General features: G+C 70.3%; 18 protein-coding genes and 1 pseudogene. 8 read left to right on the top strand and 11 right to left on the bottom strand.

The genetic code is table 11. From position 1 onward, the window contains the following. Positions 1-213: 213 nt before the first annotated feature. The gene (locus Q8A52_RS45985) at positions 214-885 is read right to left on the bottom strand and encodes an enoyl-CoA hydratase-related protein (protein WP_316764057.1); all 672 of its coding nucleotides are present in this window, start codon (positions 883-885) and stop codon (positions 214-216) included. A 102-nt stretch (positions 886-987) separates the two neighbouring features. Beyond that, positions 988-1,599: a TetR/AcrR family transcriptional regulator gene (locus tag Q8A52_RS45980; RefSeq protein WP_316764054.1), complete on the bottom strand. Its 612-nt coding sequence runs from the start codon at positions 1,597-1,599 to the stop codon at positions 988-990. Between the two features lie 239 nt (positions 1,600-1,838). Between Q8A52_RS45980 and Q8A52_RS45975 the strand changes: the two genes are divergently transcribed. Both Q8A52_RS45975 and Q8A52_RS45970 read left to right on the top strand, forming a co-directional pair. After that, positions 1,839-2,078: a chaplin gene (locus Q8A52_RS45975; protein ID WP_316764051.1), complete on the top strand. Its 240-nt coding sequence runs from the start codon at positions 1,839-1,841 to the stop codon at positions 2,076-2,078. Between the two features lie 290 nt (positions 2,079-2,368). Then, complete coding sequence (locus tag Q8A52_RS45970; RefSeq protein ID WP_316764048.1) at positions 2,369-5,035, top strand: type 1 periplasmic-binding domain-containing protein; 2,667 nt, start codon at positions 2,369-2,371, stop codon at positions 5,033-5,035. Positions 5,036-5,247: 212 nt separating this feature from the next. Here Q8A52_RS45970 and Q8A52_RS45965 read toward each other — a convergent pair whose 3' ends face one another. The 3 genes and pseudogenes from Q8A52_RS45965 to Q8A52_RS45955 form a co-directional block, all read right to left on the bottom strand. Further along, positions 5,248-6,132, bottom strand: coding sequence for a LysR family transcriptional regulator (locus tag Q8A52_RS45965; protein ID WP_316764045.1), 885 nt, complete (start codon positions 6,130-6,132; stop codon positions 5,248-5,250). A gap of 171 nt (positions 6,133-6,303) precedes the next feature. Then, positions 6,304-7,100, bottom strand: a pseudogene (locus Q8A52_RS45960) (NAD(P)/FAD-dependent oxidoreductase); the annotation flags it as partial. Further along, complete coding sequence (locus Q8A52_RS45955) at positions 7,090-7,299, bottom strand: ferredoxin (RefSeq protein ID WP_316764043.1); 210 nt, start codon at positions 7,297-7,299, stop codon at positions 7,090-7,092. The pseudogene Q8A52_RS45960 and the gene Q8A52_RS45955, both read right to left, overlap by 11 nt. Positions 7,300-7,500: 201 nt before the next feature. Between Q8A52_RS45955 and Q8A52_RS45950 the strand changes: the two genes are divergently transcribed. Together Q8A52_RS45950 and Q8A52_RS45945 are read left to right on the top strand one after the other, a co-directional pair. Then, on the top strand, positions 7,501-8,088 hold the full coding sequence (locus Q8A52_RS45950; RefSeq protein ID WP_263205124.1) for an RNA polymerase sigma factor: 588 nt from the start codon (positions 7,501-7,503) through the stop codon (positions 8,086-8,088). Then, positions 8,078-8,836: a hypothetical protein gene (locus tag Q8A52_RS45945; RefSeq protein ID WP_316764041.1), complete on the top strand. Its 759-nt coding sequence runs from the start codon at positions 8,078-8,080 to the stop codon at positions 8,834-8,836. Before Q8A52_RS45950 ends, Q8A52_RS45945 begins: the two co-directional genes overlap by 11 nt. An 88-nt stretch (positions 8,837-8,924) precedes the next feature. Here Q8A52_RS45945 and Q8A52_RS45940 read toward each other — a convergent pair whose 3' ends face one another. From Q8A52_RS45940 to Q8A52_RS45925, 4 genes are all read right to left on the bottom strand, one after another. After that, positions 8,925-9,749 (bottom strand): serine/threonine-protein kinase, encoded by an 825-nt coding sequence (locus tag Q8A52_RS45940; RefSeq protein WP_316764039.1) that lies wholly within the window; start codon positions 9,747-9,749, stop codon positions 8,925-8,927. After that, positions 9,746-11,620 (bottom strand): ABC transporter ATP-binding protein, encoded by a 1,875-nt coding sequence (locus Q8A52_RS45935; protein ID WP_316764037.1) that lies wholly within the window; start codon positions 11,618-11,620, stop codon positions 9,746-9,748. Before Q8A52_RS45935 ends, Q8A52_RS45940 begins: the two co-directional genes overlap by 4 nt. A gap of 369 nt (positions 11,621-11,989) precedes the next feature. Then, positions 11,990-12,451 (bottom strand): hypothetical protein, encoded by a 462-nt coding sequence (locus Q8A52_RS45930; RefSeq protein ID WP_316764034.1) that lies wholly within the window; start codon positions 12,449-12,451, stop codon positions 11,990-11,992. 102 nt (positions 12,452-12,553) lie between these two features. Next, positions 12,554-13,387 carry a hypothetical protein gene (locus tag Q8A52_RS45925; RefSeq protein ID WP_316764031.1) on the bottom strand — a complete coding sequence of 278 codons (834 nt, stop codon included), beginning with the start codon at positions 13,385-13,387 and terminating at the stop codon, positions 12,554-12,556. Between the two features lie 82 nt (positions 13,388-13,469). Here Q8A52_RS45925 and Q8A52_RS45920 point away from each other — a divergent pair, with 82 nt between their 5' ends. Next, positions 13,470-14,288, top strand: a complete 819-nt coding sequence (locus tag Q8A52_RS45920; RefSeq protein ID WP_316764029.1) for a hypothetical protein — start codon at positions 13,470-13,472, stop codon at positions 14,286-14,288. A gap of 27 nt (positions 14,289-14,315) precedes the next feature. Here the strand turns inward: Q8A52_RS45920 and Q8A52_RS45915 are convergent, their stop codons facing one another. Next, positions 14,316-15,140 (bottom strand): maleylpyruvate isomerase family mycothiol-dependent enzyme, encoded by an 825-nt coding sequence (locus tag Q8A52_RS45915; RefSeq protein ID WP_316764026.1) that lies wholly within the window; start codon positions 15,138-15,140, stop codon positions 14,316-14,318. 203 nt (positions 15,141-15,343) lie between these two features. Here Q8A52_RS45915 and Q8A52_RS45910 point away from each other — a divergent pair, with 203 nt between their 5' ends. The 3 genes from Q8A52_RS45910 to Q8A52_RS45900 all read left to right on the top strand — a co-directional run bounded on the left by Q8A52_RS45910 (position 15,344) and on the right by Q8A52_RS45900 (position 19,883). Further along, a complete protein-coding gene (locus Q8A52_RS45910) occupies positions 15,344-16,822 on the top strand; it encodes a glutamate--cysteine ligase (RefSeq protein WP_316764023.1) in 1,479 nt (492 codons plus the stop codon). Positions 16,823-16,999: 177 nt separating this feature from the next. Next, on the top strand, positions 17,000-17,938 hold the full coding sequence (locus Q8A52_RS45905) for a CorA family divalent cation transporter (RefSeq protein WP_316764021.1): 939 nt from the start codon (positions 17,000-17,002) through the stop codon (positions 17,936-17,938). Between the two features lie 112 nt (positions 17,939-18,050). After that, on the top strand, positions 18,051-19,883 hold the full coding sequence (locus tag Q8A52_RS45900; RefSeq protein WP_316764019.1) for a glycoside hydrolase family 15 protein: 1,833 nt from the start codon (positions 18,051-18,053) through the stop codon (positions 19,881-19,883). Here the strand turns inward: Q8A52_RS45900 and Q8A52_RS45895 are convergent. After that, complete coding sequence (locus Q8A52_RS45895) at positions 19,877-21,637, bottom strand: cation:proton antiporter (protein ID WP_316764016.1); 1,761 nt, start codon at positions 21,635-21,637, stop codon at positions 19,877-19,879. The two genes, Q8A52_RS45900 and Q8A52_RS45895, sit on opposite strands and share 7 nt — an antisense overlap. Positions 21,638-21,655: the final 18 nt, after the last annotated feature.

Genomic DNA, 21,655 nt, shown 5'->3' with positions numbered 1-21,655 from the left:
CGAGTATCTGCGCCGACAGATCTTCACCACGCGGGCGCTTGAAGATCACCGGGTTCGCGGTGGGAGCGGCGCTTGCCGGGCCCATCGCAGCCCGGTCCCTTCCGGGCGCACCGGTGGCAACATGCGTAGCGGGCCCTGCGGCACTCACCTTCTTCGCATTCCCGTCGGCCACCTTCGCCAACTGCGCCGCGGCGACAGTGAGTTGGCCGGGTGTCAGCCGAGAGGGTTGCTCGTGTCGCGCAGGGCGGCGAGTACGGGGGCGTACATGCGGGCCTTGATGGTGCCGAGAGTGTCGCCCGCCTTGCCCGCCTGGGCCTGAGCCAGCTCCACGGCGGCCGTCCGCACGGCGTCCTCGGCGACGGCGTGGTCGACGATGCCGGCGGCCGCCGCGTCCTGGCCGCCGTAGCGGCGGCCCGTGACCATGGCCTCATGGGCGGTCTGCGGGGCCAGACGGGCCTGGATGAGCGCGGACATGCCCGGGGTGAAGGGGATGTTGATGTCGACCTCGGGCAGGCACCAGAACCCGCGGTCGGCACGCATCACACGGAAGTCGTTGGCCAGGGAGAGCATCGCCCCGGCGGCGAAGGTGTGCCCCTGCAGGGCGGCCACGGTGATCACCGGCAGCGACAGGAACCGGGCGAAGAGCCCGTGCACGGACACGACGTAGTCCTGGTACTGGTCGCCGTGGGCCATCAGCCAGTCCAGGTCCAGGCCGTTGGAGAAGAACTTGCCCGTGGCGGCGGTCACCAGGGAGCGCGGCCCCTCCGCCTTCTCCACCTCGGCCAAGGCGCCTTCGACGGAGGCGATCCAGTCCGGGTGGAAGCGGTTCTCGCCGTCTCCGAGGTCGAGGATGTAGACGCTGTCCTGGCGGTCGAGTGTGGGCATGGTGGCTCCTCGGGTCGGGCGGGATCGGGACGGTGGGTCAGGGGCGGGGCGGCGGGTCGGCGGGGTTCGGGGCGGCGAGCCGGCGGGGCTCGGGACGGCGGGTCATGGTCGCGGACCGTGGTCCGTGTCGGGCCGGTCCCGCAGGGCGTGGACCAGCAGGTCGTCGATCTCGGCGGCGGTCGCGTCCAGCGGAGCGGTGCTCCGCTCGGCCCGGCACATGATCACCGCGCCTTCGACGGCGGCGATGATGAACGCCGCCAGCCGCCTGCCGCGCTCTTCGCGCAGGCCGTGACGGACGAACAGGGCGGCCAGCGCTTCCTGCCAGCGGGCGAACACCTCAGCGGCGGCGCGGGCGAGCTGCGGTGCCTCGTCGTTGGTCTCCACGGCCACCGCCACGATCGGGCAGCCGGCCCTGAAGTCGCTCTCCACGAGCCGGTGGCGCCACAGTGCGAAGAAGGCGTCGATCGCCTTCAGCGGGTCCTCGGCCCGCGTGGCGGCGTCGATGACACCCGCGATGAAGTCACCGGCGAGCGCCACCGCCTCGTCGATCAACTGCGTACGCCCGCCCGGGAAGTGGTGATACACCGAGCCACGGGGGGCACCGCTGTGCGCGAGGACCCGGTCGATGCTGGTCGCGCCGGCGCCGTATTCGCGCAGCAAGGCAGCGGCACTGACGACCATCCGCTCCCGGCTGTCGCTCTTTCGCCCACTCACCTCGCAGACGCCGCCCTTCTGAAGTCCTTCAGTCCTTCGAGCGATTACCTGCCGGTAACTTATGCTGTATGGCATAGAACATGCAAGACCCAACCGGACCGCGCGGCGGCCCCTCACCCGCGGTCATCGACCGCACCGTGGGCCCGAGGCCGTTCCCTCCGTCCGGCCTAACAGCGCGTGCGCGCCCGGTGGACCACCGCATGTGATGGATACACCCCACCTCCGACAAGGGAGACCACATGCGCATCCGCACCGCTGCCGTGACCGCCGTCCTCACGGGCGCCCTCGCTCTCACGGGGACCACGGCCGCCTTCGCCGCCGACCCCAATCCCGTCGGCGTCGCCACCGACAGCCCGGGCGTACTCTCCGGGAACGTCATCCAGATTCCGATCGACGTTCCGGTCAACCTGTGCGGCAACACCGTCGACATCCTCGCGTTCCTGAACCCGACGGCCGGCAACACCTGCACCAACAACTAGCGCGGCCGGACAGGCCTCCCGCCGGACCAGGCTCGGGAGGCCGCAGGTCGACATCGAAGCCCCGGGCCCGCGACGGGCTCGGGGCCTCGTTCGTCCGCCGAAGTCGCCGCGCCGGGGTGGCTGGCATTTTCGGCCAGGGGCAAGCGGCTTCCTGAGTCACGGCGTCGCCGTCGTCCGATCCGGGAGCGATCCAAAGCGTTCATTGGATTTCATTGAAGGAAATAGCATGATTTTGCGCCCGCCCTCCATGGCATGTTGGCCTTCCTTCCTTCTCCCCATGGAGGCAAAGCGTGCGCAATGTTGTGCCCGACTCCGGGACGACGCCCATTCATCCCAAATGGTCGGACCGCCTGATACGACAGATCGACACCTTCGTGGCCCGAAGGTCCAGGGCGGCGAAAGTGCCGGCTCTGGTGCTGGTCAGACAGGACGGCGGCGACGTCCGGGCACCGGCCCATCTGGTCCGGGAGTATGAGCACCGGCTGACGCGGGGCCGGGGCAACTCCCTTTTCCAGGTCCCGCACGCCGTGGTGGACGACGCCGAGTTGAGCGGCGGGTCCATCGAGGCGATGGATCAGGTGGCACTGCGGTTGGAACTGACCATGCCCTCGGGGAGCCTGAAGCTGTCGGCTTTCCATACCTGCCGGGCCGTACTCGACCTGGAGCGTGGCGCGGGAGATGTGCGGGCCCGGCAGAAACCCATTCTCGACGGGCTGCATGCCGCACTGCTCGAGCGGCGCAGGGTCCTGGGTTTCGGCGCGAAGATCGCGGGATTCTTCGGACAGCATTTCCTGACCGGTTGGATCCAAGGACTGGTCGCGGCACTGATCGTCGGCATTCCCAAGGCCTTCTACCGGTTACGTCTACGGCACTGGGGACTGCGCTGGGTCGCCGACGAACTCCACGCCTCGTGCTTTCTGGACGCCGCGCTCGCCTTCTGCCGGGAGAGCGAGCTGGACCGGGAGGACCCGCGCGTACGCCGGATCCTGCTGCGCGCCCTGCTCAGCGATCTGCGCAGGGCCACCCGGCGCCGGACGCCCCTGAGTCATCGCTGGGCCCGCCGCCGGTGGGCCTTCGTGGTCCTGATTCCCGAGATCGACGACGTGAACGGACCGGGTCGCGCGTTTCTCGGCACATTCGAACAACTCGCTCGCGACGAAGCGTCCTCGCCGCTGCTCGTTCTGGCCGCGAGCGCAGGGGCGCCACCGGACTACGCCGTCCCCCTCGGCGCCGACCCGACCCGGCCGAACGGTATCGCGGACAAGATCTTCACCTGCCTCAACGAGGGCAGCGCCGAACCGGTACGCCTCGTCACGCTGCCCGCCGAGGACGACGACGCGGAACGCTCGGCGGAGAACGGGCTGAAGGCCCATCCCGGCGTCAGCGCCCGCAAGGACAGTGGCCTCGACTGGCTCCGCCCGAGCGCGCTGCCGTTCCTGGCGACGCTGACCGCCACCCTCGTGATCCTCCCGCACTACATCTGGCCGCCACCACCCCCACCGTCGTCCGCGCCGCCCGCGTGCGTGACGGTCACGACAGGTGAGCGCGTCGGCATCACCGACGGGAGCGAGTGCGACCTGGCGGTTCCGGGAGAGCGTGGGAAAGAGCTCAGGGAGCTGGAGCGGCAGGTCGCCGAGCAGAACGCGCTGATCAAGGACGGGCGGTATCGCACCCTGGTCTTCCTGGCACCACTGAGCCTCCAGGACGGGGTCTACGACGACCCGCCCATCGGGCTGCAGATCCTGCGCGGGGCGATCGCCCAGCAGCGCAAGCTGAACAGCGAGGACCGGCAGAACAAGATGCCGATCCGCCTGCTGATCGCCAACACCGGCCAGTACTTCCGCTATGGCTCGCACAACGCGTCGGCGCCGAACGCCCCGGACGTCAGCAAGATGATCATCGAGCGCCAGAAGGGGGACCACATCGCCGCCGTCGTCGGGCTCACCCAGAGCCGGCCCCAGTCCCTCAACGCGGCTCGCGAGCTCGACCAGGCGGGCATCCCGGTCATCGCCAACGGAGTGACCGGCAGCGCCATGGTCGGCCCCGACTCTCCGCAGCGCTACTTCCAGATCTCCGCGCCCAACACACGGGTGGCGCCGATCCTGGCCGACTTCATCCGTCACTCCCCCGTGGTCCGGTCCTTCACCGCCGGCACACCGCACGCCGTGGTCGTGTACGACCCGACCGACGCGTACTTCAGCACGGACCTGAAGAACCTGTTCGTCGATGCCTACCGCGCATACGGCACGGTCGACGAGGTCACCTACAGCGAAAAGCCGGGCGCCACCACACCGGCCACCATCGCGACCGATGTGTGCAACAAGGTCACGGCAACCCAGGGCATCGTCGTCTACCTCGGCCGTTCCGGAGTACTGCCGAGCCTCCTCAACGCCATGCAGAGTGCGGGCGGCGAGTGCCAGCCCCCGCAGGGCACCACGATCCCGCTGATCGCGGAGAGCGCCCCCATCGACTTCCAGATCGATCCGCGGAAGACGGCACAGGCGTACCCGTACATGACGATCTTCTACGAGACGGCGAACGCGCCCACGCAGGACTCCCGGGACCCCTACGCCCAGTTCGCCCGGAACTTCGCCAAGGTCTTCGGTGACCGAGGAGCCGACGCGGATGCCGCGGGCGGCTACGACACCGTGGGCATCGTCACCCAGGTCATCGAGAACGTGCTGCCCACGTCCCCCGACTCCGACGTCAAACCCAACGACATCTACCTCTGGTTGACCGCCCACGGTGTGTCCCAGTACCCGGGCGCGTCCGGAGTTCTCCAGCTGGACGGCCGGAACAAATATCCCCCCGACAAGGCGGTGTTCATCCGCGAGATCATGCAGCCCGACGGCACCACCGACACGCTGCTCAGCTGCGGGCTCCTGCCCAACCGCCAGAATCCCGCCCGGTGGGGCACCGAAGGCCGGACCTTCCCCTGCCTCCGGGACCACGGCTGACCCGCGCACCCGGTACCGGGTGCGCCGGTCCCCCGGCTGCTCCTCAGGACGCGTCCACGCCCGCTTGCGCGCTCAGCCCTGACCGCGGAAGGGTGTCCCGGCGCGCACGCCGACGCGAGCCGGTGCTGACGGCACATCAGTCCGGCAGTCCGGTGCCGCAGCGGCATCGTGAGCCGATTCTCAAGTCCGTTGCGAGCAGCCGGCATTCGCTGTCAGATGTCCGATGCGACGGCCAAGAAGTCCCGGACCAACGGCTCGTGCCCGGCGGCGCGGGACACCAGGGACAGTTCGACGATGTCCGCGCGGTCCACGAGGGGCCGGTATGCGACGGACAGTCCGGTGGAGCGTGCCGTGACGTTCGGTACGAGGGTGACGCCCAGGCCGCAGGCCACCATGGCCAGTTGGGTGAGGATGGAGTTGGCGAGATGGCGGACGTCGGGACCGAAGCCGGCCCTGCGGCAGGTGGCCGTCAACTGGTCGTGATAGTCGGGTGACGCCTCACGGCTCAGCCACACCCACGGCTCGTCGGCGAAGCGGGCGAGATCGACGGCGCTCGGGGCGTCGGGCGCAAGGGGATGGTCCGGCGGGAGGGCGATCACGAACTCGTCGTGCCGCCAGGGCTGGATGCGCAGACCGCGCACCGGGGTACTGGGCCGGATTACGGCGACGTCGATCTCGTGCCGGAGCAGGGCCTGCCGGCCCGAGCCCGTGTCCACCTCGGTGATCCGCAGGTCGACCCGCGGCCGGGCGTGCCCGAAGGCCGCGATGGTCGCTAGGAGGGGTTCGCTGAGCGCGGATGCGACCGCGCCGAGGCGCAGTGTGCCCACGAGGCCGGCCTCGACCTCGTCGGCGACCTCCTGCGCGTGTTGCGAGGCCGCGACGAGCTTGCGGCACTCTGTCGCGAACGCCCGGCCCGTCTCAGTGAGGGTGACCCTGCGTCCCGTGCGGTCGAACAGCCGCACACCCAGCTGGCGTTCCAGCTGGAGGATCGCCTGGCTCAGCGGTGGCTGGGACATACGGAGCTGTTCCGCGGCACGTCCGAAGTGGAGCGTCTCCGCGACGGCCAGGAAGTAGCGGGCCTGGCGCACCTCGATCATCAGTCGCTCCGCATATCACCTGAATACGGAATCAGACCTTCACTATATGACTCTGCCTCGTTCGACTGAAGGGCCCGACAGCTGAGGCAGCCTTGGCAGCCGTCCGTGGTCAGAATTGGACCGGCAGATGGCGGGGTCCGCGGAGCATCGCGTTCTGCCGATAGGGGGGCGGCAGGCGATCCCGCGCGGGCCCGCGGCCAGGCCGGACTCCGCCGGCCACTCGACGTTGCGGACCGCCCCCAGCGCCACGACGCACACGTCCGCGTCGACGCGGCTGCCGTCGGACAGGTCCGCGCCGGTAAACCGGCCGTTCCCGTCCCCGCGCGGCGCGGTGACCGTCACCCCGCAGCGCAGATCCACGCCGTGGTTGCGCTGCATGACGGCCGCAAGCTTCGACAGCGTCCCGCCGAGCGCGCCGACCAGAGGTGCGGGGCCGCGTTCGGCGACCGTGACCTCCACTCCTCGTTCCCGGCAGGCCGAGGCGATCTCCGAGCCGGTGAAGCCGCCGCCGATCACCAGTACCCGGGTCGGGCCGGCGTCGAGCCGCTCGGCCAGTCCCGCGGCGTCGTCTCGGGTGCACAGGGTGAACACCCCGTCCAGGGAGCCTCGTCCGGGTTGGGCCATGGACGTGCCCGGGTCCCGGTGGCGATCAGCAGCCGGTCGTACGGCACGGACTCGCCGTCGGCCAGCAGCACCCGTTTCCCGAGCGGGTCCAGGCCGGTGGCGGCCACGCCCAGCCGCCACTCGGCGTCCGGGTCCCGGCGCATCGGCAGCGCCGTGGTGTCCGCGGGGGCCTTGCCGAGCAGCACCTGCTTGGACAGCGGTGGCCGGTCGTAGGGCGGATGGGGCTCGTCCCCCACCACGGTCAGTGAGCCGGTGAAGCCTTCCTCGCGCAGCGTCTCCGCGGCCCTCAGCCCGGCCAGGGACGCGCCGACGACGATGCGGCTGTCCCGCAGATCACCGGGCAGCGGCGGCCACCTCCTCGCCGACGAGGACGGCCTGGACCGGGCAGGCCGCCACCGCCTGGTGCACACGCTCGAGCTGATCGTCCGGGACGGCCGGGGCGTACAGCAGCCCCTCTTCGCCGTGCAGCGCGAACACCTCCGGTGCGAGGAAGACGCACTGCGCATAGCCCTGGCAGCCCGTGGGATCCACAACGATCTGCATGGCCGGCAACTCCCTGAGTCGTACCGGCCCCCTCCCTTGCTACGCCGGTGTCGCACCACGCGCCCGTCAGGCCCCAGCTGCACCATGCGCCCCGCCTGTTACTACGGCTTCCGGCCCAGACCGAGAGAGAATCGGAATATGGTCTTCCGTTTCCGCAGCAGCGGAGCAATCTCCTGGCGCGGACGAGCCGTATATACGGATGTGTCGAGATTTCGGTTCCCCGTGGGCCGCCTCCCGGACGAGGCTCTGCTGTCCGGGCTGGCCACTGGAGATCCGGAGCTCGCCGTCACCTTCGTCCGGAGGTTCCAGCACACGGTCTTCGGTGTGGCCATCGCCGTCACCGGGGATCCGCAGCTCGCCGAGGACATCGCCCAGCAGACGTTCGAGCGCGCCTGGCGCCATGCACAGATCTACGACGCACGGCGCGGCTCGGTGCGGACCTGGCTCACGGCCATCGCCCACAACCTCGCCATCGACGCCGTTCGTTCGCGCCAGCCGGAGCCGGTGGCGCCCGAGGATCTCGAGTCGATCCTCGGCGTTGTCAGCGACACGCCGGAGCAGCACGCGCTGGCCGACGAGGCGTCCTCACGGCTGCGGGAAGCCGTGGCGGAGCTGCCGCCCGAACAGGGCCGCGCCCTGGTGATGGCGGGCATCTACGGCATGACCGCCCAGCAGATCGCCGACTCGGAGAAGATCCCGCTGGGCACCGCCAAAACGCGCATCAGGACGGCGATGGGCAAGCTGCGGTCCACGCTCGCGTCTCCGAAACGAGGCGACCATGTCAAATGATGTGAGCTGCGAGAAGCTCCGGGAACTCGGCCCCGAGCTGGCGCTGGGCGTGCTGCCCGGCCGGGAGCGGGCCGGGGCCGTCTCCCATCTGGACGGGTGCGCGGACTGTCGGGAGTACATCGAGCAGCTGACCCTCGTGGGTGACGGACTCATCGGTCTCCTGCCGGGAATCGAACCGCCGGTCGGATTCGAGACGCGAGTAGCCCAGTCCCTGACGCAGGTGACGCCGGTGCATGAGGGGCGCACGCACGCCCGCGAGGCCACCGTCCCGCGCAAGGGCCGCCGTGGACGGGCACGGCTGCGCATCGCCTCCGCGACGGCCGCGGCCGTCGTCGCGGTCGGGTTCAGCGGCTGGGCGGTCGGCTCGGCCATCGAGAACGTCGTGGCCGGCCCCTCCACCTCCGTCAAGCCGGTCACGGACATGCTGTCCGGCGATCTGATGTCGGCCGGCGCCAAGGGGAAGGAGGTCGGCGAGGTCTATGCCCATGCCGATCCCAAGGGCTGGGTCTACATGACCCTGGACCTCCCCCACGCCGGCGGCAGTTACAACGGCAAGGTCGTCTGCTTCCTGGAGCGCAAGGACGGCAGCATGGTTCCCGTCGGCGCCTTCAGCATTCGCGACGGCAGCGGCTCCTGGGGTGCCCCCGCACCCGTCGACCCTTCGGCGCTCTCCGGCGCCCGCGTGACCACGCCCGACGGCACCGTGCTCGCGACGGCGCCCCTGGCCCCGGCCGAGCCGGAAACGTAGGGGGTGCGACGGCCCGGCGCGGTTGCGCGGCCGACGGTCCGCTGTCAGCGTGCCATGGCATGCCTTCGGGCCCGGGCGGCGCGGGCCCCTAGCCGGGGAGCGTCGTGCCGAGGGCCCGGGCCAGCTCGGGGACCGTGAGCCGGGCCGCCGGCTGCACCCTCAGACAGCCGTCGATCGCCGCGGCGAGAGCGCGGGGCAAACGCCGCCGTGACGCGACGGGCGGCACCTCGCACGTCTCCTCGGAGGGCTCGCCGGTTCCGGCACGGACGAACTCCACGTCACCCGCGGCCACCTCGTACAGCGTGATGCCGATGCCCCACACGTCGGCCGGCGTCGACAGCTCTCCGCAGCGTTCCTGTTCCGGTGCGCGGTAGCGGCGCGTGCCCAGTCCGGCGGGAGCGGGGCCGGGCGGCCGCGCCACGCTGAGGTCGAACACCTTGGCGTGCCCGCGCTCCACCACGACGTTGGACGGCTTGAGGTCCAGATGCAGCAGACCCTGGGCGTGCAGATAGTGGACCGCGGAACACAGCTGCACGCCGAGGAGCGCCACGTCCACGGCGGACGGCCGGCGCCGCAACCGGTGGACGATGTACGCCAGCGTCTCCCCGGTCAGCGTCTCCAGGACGATGAGCGGGTCCGGCAGCGTGAAGGTCTCGTACGCCCGGACCAGATGCGGATGAGTGAAATCCCGCAGCCACCGGCCCTCACGCAGCAGACGGTCGTGCAACCCTGTCTCGCCCCGGCGGTCCGGCCTCAGCGTTTTGAGCACACAGCGGCAGGCCCGCTCCTCGCTCCAGCAGTCGTACACGTCCAGCCAGCTCGTACGTGTCACATGGCCCAGGACCTCGTAACCGGGAACCGGACGGGTGCCCGGCGCCATCGGCGGGGCGGGTTCCACCTCTGCACCACTCATGACAGCACCGTCCCGGACTGGGCAGAACCCGTCTGGGCGAGACGGCCGGCCGCGGGGCTCATCCGGTGCAGCCGGGCGTAGGTGCCGTCCCGGGCGAGCAGCTCGTCGTGGGTCCCCGACTCGACGACCCGTCCGCCGTCGAGCACCACGATCCGCGTGGCGTCCCGGACGGTGAGCAGGTCGTGGGAGATGACCACGGTCGTCCGTCCGGCCATGAGGCGGCGCAGCGGGTCCATGATCCTCAGGCCGGACCGTGCGTCGAGGGCGGTGGTCGGTTCGTCCAGGAGCAGGACGGGCGCGTCCCTGATCATCGCGCGTGCGATCGCCAGGCGCTGGCGCTGCCCGCCGGACAGGGTCCGGCCGCGCTGGCCGACCACGGTGTCATAGCCGTCCGGGAGCAGCTCGATGAACTCATGGGCGTCCGCGGCGCGCGCCGCCGCGACGATCTCGGCCTCGCTCGCCCCGGGACGGCCGTAGGCGATGTTGTCCCGCACCGAGCCGTGGAAGACGAACGTCTCCTGCAGGACCACGGCGACGCTCTCCCGTACGTCGGACAGGAGCAGGGTGCGCAGATCCTTCCCGTCGAGGCGCAGTGCGCCCCGGTCGGGGTCGTAGAACCGCAGCAGCAGCTTGGCGACCGTGGACTTGCCGGCCCCGCTGGCCCCGACCAGCGCCAGGACCTCTCCCGGAGCGACGTGCAGCGACACCTCCGACAGGGCCCGGCGTCCGGTCCCGGGGTAGCGGAAGGACACGCCGTCGAGCTCGATGTCGCCCCGCGCGCGGCCGATCCGCCGCGCGTCGGCGGCCTCGACGACCTGGGGCCGCTGGTCCAGCAGCTCGATGATCCGCTCCGCGGAGGCCGACGCGGCGTAGAAGGTGTTGCCCAGGCGGGACAGGCCGCGGATCGGGCTGTACAGCTTCCCGATCAGAGCGAGGAAGACCAGCAGCCCGCCGAGGGTGAGCTGTCCCTGGGCCAGCTTCCAGGTGCCGAGGCCCATGACGGCGAGTCCTCCGGCCACCTCGATGACCTCGACGAGCGAACCGTAGACGGCGTGGATCCGCGCCGAGGCCATCGTCGCGTGGAACCTGCCGAGGCTCTCCCGCTCGAAGCGGCGCTCCTCCCAGTCCTGCCGGTTGTACGCCTGCACCAGGGTCACATTGCCCAGCGACTCCTCGGCGACCGCGCTCAGCGAACCGCTGCGGCGTCTGCGCTCCCGGGACGCCTCCTTGATCAGCCGGGAGAAGTGCCGGGCGGCGCGCCAGAACAGCGGCACGATGAAGAGCGCGAGGAGTGTCAGGTCCCAGCGCAGGTAGAAGAGCAGACCGACGAAGACACCCAGCCGGACCAGGTAGTACAGGCCGTCCGCCACGCCCGAGAGCAGGAACGTCTCGACGGCGTCGACGTCACCCGTGACACGCGACAGCAGGTCCCCGAGCCGCCGCCGTTCGAAGAACCCGAGCGACAGCCCCTGGACGTGCCGGAAGACGTCGGCACGCACGGCCAGCAGGAACCGCTCGCCCACCCAGGTGGAGGTCACGTCGTCGGCGAACCTGAGAGCGCCGGAGGCGACGATGAGCCCCAGATAGGTGGGCGCGATCCATATGAAGGGCCGCAGATCGCGTGGTACGAGCACATCGTCCACGACGATCTTGAACAGCCAGAGTTCGGCGGCGTCGGCGAGGGGCCCGATCAGGCTGAAGAGAACAAGGGGCACCAGCCAGCGCCGACGGCCGCGGGTATAGGGCCAAAAACGCCGGAACACCTCGCGCGGCGGCAACGGCGGCGCGGCCGCGACGAGGGCGCTCGCGGCATCGTCATCCCCGCCCACCGCCAGCAGGCGCCGCACAACACGCCGAGGGACAGCCACCATGGCACGGCTCCGTCGCAAACCGGCGGCGGAACGGGCCGGCTCCCCCGGTCACCGGTCCGCTCAGCCTGCTTTCACCTGTGGTGATCGCCGTGGTCACCCTCGTGGCCCTCACGACCCCCGTGGTCACGGTTCCTGTCGCCGTGCCCGTGCCCCGATTCCGAGTCCCTCCTGTGGTCACCATGGCCGCTGCTGTCACCGTGGTCGCGGTGACTGGCCGGGAAGAGCTTGCTGAAGATCGCCATGCTGTTCCTCCTGTCGAAAGATCCCTCGTATCACATACGGCGTAGGACGGGAATTGGATGGCGTTGGCGGAAGAAAAGCCGCAAATTTCTCCCTCGGTAGACCCCATGAACACACCGGGTACTGGTGTCACCAGCGCTTCGATGCGCCGGGCTCCGCCGAAACCGGCTCGCGCTCCGCCCTGGAGGGCAGTCCGGGCGCGACACCGTGGGCGGCCCTGTCGCCGTACCAGGCAAGGAAGGCGAAGACGAAGAGCCCTTCGACGAGCAGGGACAAGGGGCCGTACGGAGGCTCCCAACCGGGTTCGTAGTAGCCGGACGGCAGGCCGACGGTGCGCGACAGCGCAAAGCCGACGATCATGCCGAGGCTGACGAGCGTCCCGGTCAGCCAAGCGATCAAGGGATGTTTCATCACGACCAGCGTCAACGCCACGGCGAGCATGATCGCGCTGCCCGCGGCGAACAGAACACCGATGTAGAACATCTCCTCGAGATGATCGGGGACAAGGAGCGTGTGCAACACCGTGTTGCCAACGGCGCAGCACACCCCCACTCCCCTCAGAGTGACTTCGGCACCATGGGTGGAGTACATCGCGACTCCAGGTGTTCAGAGATTTCCTCCTGTGAACCCATACGAGTACGAGCCCCAGTTGGATTGCCCCCTCCGAAACCTGCTACAAACTTTCTCCGCAGGTCAGCCGTCCGTGCCCTGCAGCAGGTCGGCATAGGCGCGCGCCTGCTCGGAGGCATTGCGGTGCCAGTCGGCCTGCATGCGGTGTTCCTCCGCCAAAGAGGGCTCGGCCGTGACGAGTTGGTCGTACACGTCGGCGATCTCCTGGTGCACCGCCGCGATGGCGAGCCGGTTGGCGCGCACCGCATCGGCGTGTCCCCGGTAGGCCGCGATCACCAACGGGTCCCCGCCCACGGGCGCGGCAGCGGGACCCTGCTCGTGCAGGGTGCCGTACTCGTCGTTCAACCGCGTTGTCCGCGCGTCCAGTTCGGTACGACGGCTGTGCAGGGCGGAGCCGCGGGCGCGCAGACTGGCCTCGTACGCATGGGAACCGGGGAAACGGACCGCGTCCAGGCCCGACGTGACCGCGCGCGGCCGGTCCGGCCGCAGCCTGGCATAGCGGGCGTCCGCCTCCGCCGCCACCTCGAGCGTCTTCAAGTCCGGCGGCAGCGCGCTGCGTCCCGTGGCCGCCCACGCGTGGACGTCGCCGTACCACTTCTCATGCGCGGACTGCCGCGTCATGCCCGCCGCTTCACCGATCTGGTACCACGTGGTGCCCCGCTCGCGCTCGGCCACCACGGCCTCGCGTATCACGTCCTCCACCCTGCGCTGGAGACGAAGTGCCGTACGGAGCAGGTCGCCCGGCGCCGGATCCTGCTCGACCGGCACGGCATCCAGCACGGCATCGGCGAGTTGACGAAGTGTCAGAGCGAGGGCGACACGGGACTCGTCCCGGGGAGAGAGCCGGTGGAGCTCGTCCGCGGCCGGAGTGGACGGAGTGCCTGCAACGTCGGTCATTGCGTCAGGCTATCCCTGACACCCGATCATGGGCTGCGAAAACGGATGTACCGGCGCCCACCCCTGGTTCTACGCTCAACGCGTGGATTCCGTCGCTCTGGCCTGTTTCGCGCTGCCCGTCACAGCCTTGCAGTACAGGCTGCTCAGGCTGCGCGGCCGCCGCGAGGACCGGTGGTACCGGACGGCGGCGAAACGCTGCGCCGCACTCGCCCGCGACCCCTATCACGCCGCCGCCGACCGCTGGTGGCCCGAGGACGACATCCAGGCCGCGGCCGCCCGACTGCTGCTCGACGGGCTGGCCACCGTCAACCATCGCGGCAACCTGGCTCTCACTGCGGCCGGCTCCGACCCCGCGCGCGGCGCCGGGCACCCGCTGCCCGACGCCCTGCTCGCCACCCTGCGCAGACGCACCGCCTCCGCGGCCCTCGGCAATCTGCTGCTCCACGACACGGCCCTCCGTGGCGCCCGCGAGGAGTTCCACGCCGCCTACCGCGCCCGGCTGATGCCCCAACTGCCGCGCCCGCCACGCGACCTCGGCTGCCTGGGCGCCATCGGGTTGCTGCTGCTCGTCGCGGAGATGTCGTTCACCACCGCCGCACTCTTCGACCGTTTCCCCCACGGACCGGCGAACTGGGCAGCGGCCGCCGCCACCGGCCTCGCCCTGCTCGCACAGATCCACTGGCTGGACCGGTTCAGCCCACAGCAGGACGCCGGCCGACCCGACCCGCTCGCCAACTGGCTGACCCTGATGGGCCCGCACCCTGCGCTCACCGAACTGGCCGCACGGGACCCGGAGTCCGCGGCCCGACTGCGAGTCAGCCGAATGCGCACCCGCCGCCGGCGAAACCGGGGGCGGACGCGTCGCCACAGGACTCCGGCCGAGGCCGGATCCCCGGTGTGAGCCGCAACCGCGGAGTTCCGGCGTGGGTCAGAAGGCCGTGTGGGCGAACCACACGTCGAGCACCGCGGTATCTCCCGACACCTCGAAGGCATCGTCCTGGTACGCCCGCCGCCCGTACAGCAGCAACAGAAGATCCGCTGCCGGCCCCCGCACCACCGACTGCGCCGCGGACGTCGCGGCGTCGGGGTCGGTGCCGGTGTCGGTCCGCGGCAGCAGGCGGAAGCCTTCGGGGTCCAGCCGTACGCGCCACTCCTCACCGGTGCCACCCGGGTGGTCCGAGCACTGGAAGGCGATCGTCTCGCCGCTGCCGTGCAGCTTCGTCACGGCCGGGGCGAAGAGGCCCGCGTGGGGCAGGTTGACGAGGAACTCGTCCACGCCGTCCGCCGCAAGTACGGGGTCGATGTCTGAGTCCCGGCCCACGGCGCGCTCCGCGTCGACCCGGTGCACCAGCGTTTCGAACAGCATCCGCCGGGCCCAGAACCGCGCATGCTGGTCCTCGCCCCAGGCCCACATCGCCGCCAGCGGATCCGTGTCCCGCAGCACCGCCGCCACGGCGGGCACGCCCGCCGCCACCCAGTCGGGATACTCCTGCGCACCTTCCGGCAGCCCCAGCTCCAGATCACGGCTGCGCGGAGGCTCCTGGACCAGCCGGGTCAGCAGCGCGCTGAACCACCGCTGGAGCGCGCCCACGTGCCGGGTGAGGTCGGCCAGGGTCCAGTCGGGGCAGGAGGGCACGGCGGTCTCGGGGTCCACGCCGCCGGCGATGCCGGCGAATCGCAGCGTCTCCCGCTCGATCGCCTCGCGATAGCTGTCGTACGGCAGAGGGTGCCCCGCCCCGTTCGTCGTCTCCATCTGCTGCCGCCATTCCTTCCCCAGCACGGATACCGTCGCGATCAGTGTGGAGGCTGGAGTGCACTCGAACGCAAATCCGGGGGCCATGCCCGCAGTGCCCGCACACCGTACCCGTCCCGCACGCGTCCCACGTGGTCAGGGGCGCCCGGTGGTGCGACGCTGGGGGATGAGAGGTGTCCGAGGAGGGGAACCCGGGAGGGCCGATGGGACGCGACGTCCCGGCGATGGTCTTCACCCGCGAGGACCGACGCCGGTACCGGATCAAGATGCACGAGTGCCTCGACGCGTTCGCGCAGATGCTGCGCGAGGAGCGGTTCGAGTCCGAGCGGCCCCAGGTGGGGCTGGAGATCGAGCTGAACCTGGTCGACGACCGGGCAGAGCCGGCGATGCGCAACAGCGATGTGCTCGAGGCGATCGCGGACCCCGCCTGGTCCACCGAGCTGGGCCGGTTCAACCTCGAGATCAACGTTCCGCCCCGCCGTCTGACGGCGGGCGGTCCCGACGCCTGGGAGGCGGAGATCCGCGACGCGCTGAATCACGCGGAGCAGCGGGCCAGGTCGGTCGACGCACATCTGATCATGGTCGGCATCCTTCCCACGCTGCGGGAGGAGGACATCGGCGAGGCCGCGCTGTCGGAGAACCCGCGCTATCGGCTGATCAACGACCAGGTCTTCGCGGCCCGGGGCGAGGATCTGCTCCTCGAGGTGGACGGTGTCGACCGGCTGCGGACCTACGCGGACACGATCAGTCCGGAGGCCGCCTGCACCAGCACCCAGTTCCACCTCCAGGTGTCCCCGGACGAGTTCGCGGCCTACTGGAACGCGGCACAGGCCATCGCCGGGGTCCAGGTCGCGCTGGCCGCCAATGCCCCGTTCCTGTTCGGCAAGGAGCTGTGGCACGAGACCCGTATCCCGTTGTTCGAGCAGGCGACCGACACACGCCCCCAGGAGATCAAGGTGCAGGGGGTACGGCCCCGGGTGTGGTTCGGCGAGCGGTGGATCAACAGCGTCTTCGACCTCTTCGAGGAGAACCTGCGCTACTTCCCGGCGCTGCTGCCTCTGTGCGACGAGCAGGACCCCGCGCAGACGCTGGACCGCGGCGACATCCCCGAACTGGCCGAACTGACCCTGCACAACGGCACGATCTACCGCTGGAACCGCCCGGTCTACGCGGTCTCCCACGACAAACCGCATGTCAGGGTGGAGAACCGGGTGCTGCCCGCCGGCCCGACCGTCGCCGACACCCTCGCCAACGGTGCCTTCTACTACGGGCTCACCCGCGCCCTGGTGGAGGAGGACCGGCCCGTGTGGTCACGGATGTCCTTCTCCGCAGCCGAGGAAAACCTGCACACGGCGGCGCGCAACGGCATCGAGGCACTGCTGTACTGGCCCGGGATGGGCGAGGTGCCGGTGCCCGAACTCGTCCTGCGGCGCCTGCTGCCGCTGGCGCACCGCGGGCTGGAGCACTCCGGCATGGACGCGGCCTGGCGGGAACCGCTGCTGGGCGTCATCGAGCAGCGATGTGTCACCGCCCGCAACGGAGCCGTCTGGCAGAAGGAGATGTTCCACCGCATCGACGAGTCCACCCACAGCGGCCGCCATGAGGCCCTGCGCCGGATGACGCAGCTGTACATCGACTACATGCACCTCAACGCCCCTGCGCACACATGGCCGGTCGACTGAGCCTCGCAGGCGTGCGCCCTCACTCGTCCGGGGCACCGGCCGGGGCGTCTGCCCGCGTCGGAATGCGCGGGCTTCGAAGCGTGCGCAGGCTGATACCGACGGGTCCTGTGACAACAGTGAGGGGCGATGATCGTATCGGTGGTTTCGATGCCGGAAGGGATCATCACTCGCACCGACGTGTCGGAGGCACGTGAGCGACTCACCATGTCCGACTTCCTGCTCGTCGACGTCGAACTGCCGGAAGAGGAGGTGACCGACGAACAGCCCGTCGCCCACCAGCTCGGCCTGGAGGCCGAGAACATCCGCTGGTTCGGCAGGGCCGGCGAACATGCGCGGGCCGAGTTCCTCGGGGACGTGGCAGGCCTCGTCGTGCCCGTCGTGGCAGGCGTACAGGTCAGGCATTTCCATGCCCTGGTGACCGACCGGCATCTGATCACGGTTCACCGGGGTCCGCCCGGCCCGCTGGACAACCTCGCCGTGCAGCTGAGGTTCGAAAGGCCCTCCGATGCCGTGGCCATGCTGTTCCTGCTGCTCCAGGACGCCCTGGAGACCTTTCGCCGAGCCGCTGTGTCGGACCTGCTGCTGGTGGAAGAACTCGAGGACGAGATGTTCGAGCGACGACGTCCCGACCAGGTCTATCGCCTGTCACAACTGCGACGGCACTCCGCCCTGTTGCATCATTCCCTGCTCCCCTACCTCCAGGTGACGGACGAGATCCTCACCCGGCGGATGCTGAGCGGCACCTTCCCGGCGGAGCGTCAGCGCCTGGCCCGTCAGTTCCAGCACGCGGGCAGGCTGGCTCTCGCCGACATCGAGTCCCTCCAGGACGCCAGCCGTCGCGCCTTCGCCAGCTACTCCTCCCTGGTCTCGGGCGAGCAGAACGGTGTGATCAACCGCCTGGCCATCGTCTCGACGATCTTCCTGCCCCTGTCCTTCCTGACGGGGTACTTCGGCATGAACTTCACCTACATGACCGACGAGTTGGAGAGCTCGGCCGTGTTCTGGCTGCTGGCCGTCGGCCTGCAGGTCGCTGTTGTGTTCGTGGCCCTCTACGTCCTGCACCGCACCAGAATCTGGCGCCGGCTCCGGGACGACGAGGGAGTGGAGGACCGGTGAGCCGGGCCTGTAGGCGCCTTCTCCGACGGGCTCGAAGCGCCCGCCCGGCTTAGCCTGAACGGGTGGGGGGGTCAGGCATCCGGGCACCGTCGCATGCCGGAAGGGACGCCGTATGGACGACTACCCGATGATCGAGAACCATGGCCTGATCGGGGATCTGCAGACCGCGGCGCTCGTGACCACCGACGGAACGATCGACTGGTTCTGCTGCCCGCGCATCGACTCACCCAGCGTGTTCGGTGCTCTGCTCGACAGGCGCAAGGGCGGGCACTGCACGGTACGTCCCGCGCACGCCACGTACGCCACCAAGCAGCTGTACCTGCCCGACACCGCGGTTCTGGTGACCCGGTTCATGACCGAGGCGGGCGCGGGCGAGGTCGTGGACTTCATGCCGGTGACGGGAACGACGGTCACGCCCCGCCACCGCCTGGTCCGCATGGTGCGTTGTGTGCGCGGCAGCATGAAGTTCGAGGTCGACATCGCTCCACGCTTCGACTACGGCCGCCGGCCCCACAAGGTCGAGCTCGCCGACTACGGGGCGGTCTTCGCGTCGGACGAGCTGGAGCTGACCGTCCACACGGTCCGCGAACCGGACGACGAGCGGCTGCCCACGACGGTCAGCGCGGAGAACGACCTGCATCTGTCCGTGACCCTGCAGGCGGGCCAGCAGCGCGGCTTCGTCATCGAGTCGGCCGCCGACGGCCCGCCCCGGCAGATCCGGGTGGCGGAGTTCCAGCAGCTCTTCGAGGACACCATCCGGTTCTGGCGGACATGGCTCAGCCAGTCGCGGTACACCGGACGGTGGCGGGAGATGCTGGAGCGCTCGGCGGTGACGCTGAAACTGATGACCTACGCGCCGAGCGGCGGACTGGTCGCCGCGCCCACCGCAGCACTGCCGGAGCAGTTGGGCGGCGAACGCAACTGGGACTACCGGTTCACCTGGATCCGGGACGCCGCCTTCTCCGTCTACGCCCTGCTGGGCATGGGGTTCGTCGATGAGGCCAGGGCATTCATCGACTGGCTCGCCGACCGGGCCCAGGACAAGGCGGGTGGCGACACCGGACCGCTGAACATCATGTACCGGGTCGACGGCTCGGCCGACCTCGACGAGGAGATCCTGGACCACTGGGAGGGCTACGAAGGGTCCGCCCCGGTGCGCATCGGCAACGGCGCGGCGACCCAGCTGCAACTGGACATCTACGGGGAGGCGCTGGACAGCATCTCCTTCGCGCACCGGCACGGCTTCCACCTCGGGCACCGGGGCTGGAACTCCATGCGCACCGTCCTCGACTGGCTCGCCGACAACTGGGACCAGACCGAGGAGGGTGTGTGGGAGACGCGCGGCGGCCGTCAGGACTTCACCTACGGGCGGGTGATGTCCTGGGTCGCGTTCGACCGCGCACTGCGGCTCGCGCAGGAGAACGGCAGACCGGCGGCGACCGATCGCTGGAGCATCGCCCGGGACCAGATCTACGACCAGGTCTGGACGAAGGGCTGGAACAAGGAGCGTGCGGCCTTCGTCCAGCACTACGGGAGCGAAGTCCTCGACTCCTCGCTCCTGCGCATGCCGACGGTCGGCTTCGTCACCCCCGGGGACCCGGCGTGGGCCACGACCATGGACGCGATGGAGAAGGAACTGGTCAGCGACAGCCTGGTCTACCGGTACAACCCGGAGGCCTCGCCCGACGGACTGCGGGGCTCCGAGGGCACGTTCTCGCTGTGCACGTTCCTGTACGTCGACGCGCTGGCGCGTGCGGGGCGCCTGGACCGGGCCCGCCTGGTCCTGGAAAAGATGCTCGGGTATGCCAACCATCTGGGCCTGTACTCCGAGGAGATCGACCCGACCGGGCGGCAACTGGGGAACTTCCCCCAGGCCTTCACGCACTTGGCGCTCGTCGACGCGGCCATCACCCTCGACAGCGCCCTCAACGCCCGGCGTCAGTGAGGTACCGGCCCGAGGAGGACCAGGGTGTCGCCTGCCCCCGGCGTGACGGGCCGTGCCTCGGTGGCCGGCTCCAGCCGCCCGTCGGGACGTACCACGAAGAGTGTGTCGTGGCCCGGCACCGGCATGTCCGACGCGGGCCGCACCAGGAAACGGGCGCCCTGCGCAAAGCGTTCGGTCAGGGTGTGCCGGGCGAGGTGGCGGCCGAAGAGGAGGTCGCCCCCGGCGTAGGGGGCGACCACGGCGCCGCTGTCGGGTGGCGGCGCGATCCGCAGCACCGGGCCGTCGACCCCGTCCTGCACCACCAGTGAGGCGAGCACGTTGAAGTCGTCGTCGTCCGTGAGCAGGAACGCCGCCGTCACACCTTCCAGCCGGGCGCCGGGGCTCGTCGCCGTGGCCAGCAGCTCCCCCTCGGCCGGCTCGATCCCGGCTTCCCTGATCTGCTCCCGCTCCTGGGCGGGCCCGGCCCACATGAGGACGTCGAGCCCGGCCGCCCGCAGCGCACGGGCGAGGTCGATCACCCAGGGAGCGCCGCCGACCAGCAGGGGCCGGGCCCGTGCGGACCGTACGACGCCCAGCCGGGCGGCCACCGGCTTGGCCGTCAGCGCGTACACCAGGACGGTCCCGACGATCACCAGGAATGTGACCGGCAGGATCTTGTCGGCGCCGTCCAGCCCCGCGTCGACGAGGGCGGTGGAGAACGTGGCGGCCGTGGAGGCGGCCACGATGCCCCGCGGAGCCATCCAGCCGACGAAGCCGCGCTCCCCCGCCGCCAGGCCGCTCCGGGCGGTGGAGAGGACGGAGACCGGCGGTCTCACCAGCAGGACGAGTACGGCGACGAGCCCGAGGGCGGGGAGCAGCACGGGGACGACCGATTTCGGGGTCACCGTGGCCGAGATGGACACGAACAACAGTCCGATGATCAGTTGTACGAGCGTCTCGAAGAACGGCCGCCGCGCCGGCATGTCGAAGCCCGGCAGGTTGGCCACGGTCATTCCGGTGACGACCGCGGCGATGAGCCCCGTGTCGTCGAGGACCATGTCGCAGCCCGCGGCCACCGCGACCACGGTGGCCAGCTGAGCGAGCGTGCCCAGGGTCTCCCCGAGCCGGAGCACGCGGAGCGTGAACCACAGCAGCGCGCTCCCCACAAGGCCGCCCACAAGCCCGACGACAATCCCGCCGAAGAACACGGCGAACCGGAATCCATGCCCGGTCCGGAACCCTCCGGCGAGGATGGAGTGGAAGACGACGGCGCCCAGGATGCCGCCGATCGGGTCGATGAGCGAGCCCTCCCAGATCAGCACCCGGCGCACGGTGTCCGAGGGCCGCACATGGTCGAGCAGCGGTCCGACGACCGTCGGCCCGGACACGACGAGGATCACCCCGACCATGCAGGCCACGGCGAACGGCACACCGAGCAGAGCGGGCCCCAGGGCCATGACCGCCCCCCAGGTCAGAAGCACCCCCAGCACGATCAGCCGGACGACGACGCTTCTGGTCGCGCCCTGGAGGTGGCGCAGGTCGAGGCCCAGCCCCGCGTCATAGAGGATCAGCGCCACCGACAGTGACACCAAAGGGGCGAAGTCCGGGCCGACCAGCTTGTCGGGGTCGACGACGTCGGTCAGCGCTCCCGCCGCGAATCCGGCGGGCAGCAGCACAATGACGGCGGGGATCCGCAGCCGGCTCGCCAGGATCTGCGAACCCACCGCGAGCGCGACGGTCAGCCCGATGCCCAGCAGGATCTCGTTCTGGGTCACCGCCTCACCGCCTGCCGC

The sequence above is a fragment of the Streptomyces herbicida genome (assembly GCF_032656585.1).
GTDB lineage: Bacteria > Actinomycetota > Actinomycetes > Streptomycetales > Streptomycetaceae > Streptomyces > Streptomyces herbicida.
Note: the sequence above shows the minus strand (reverse complement) of the source record. Positions and strands in the feature narration are given on the sequence as shown.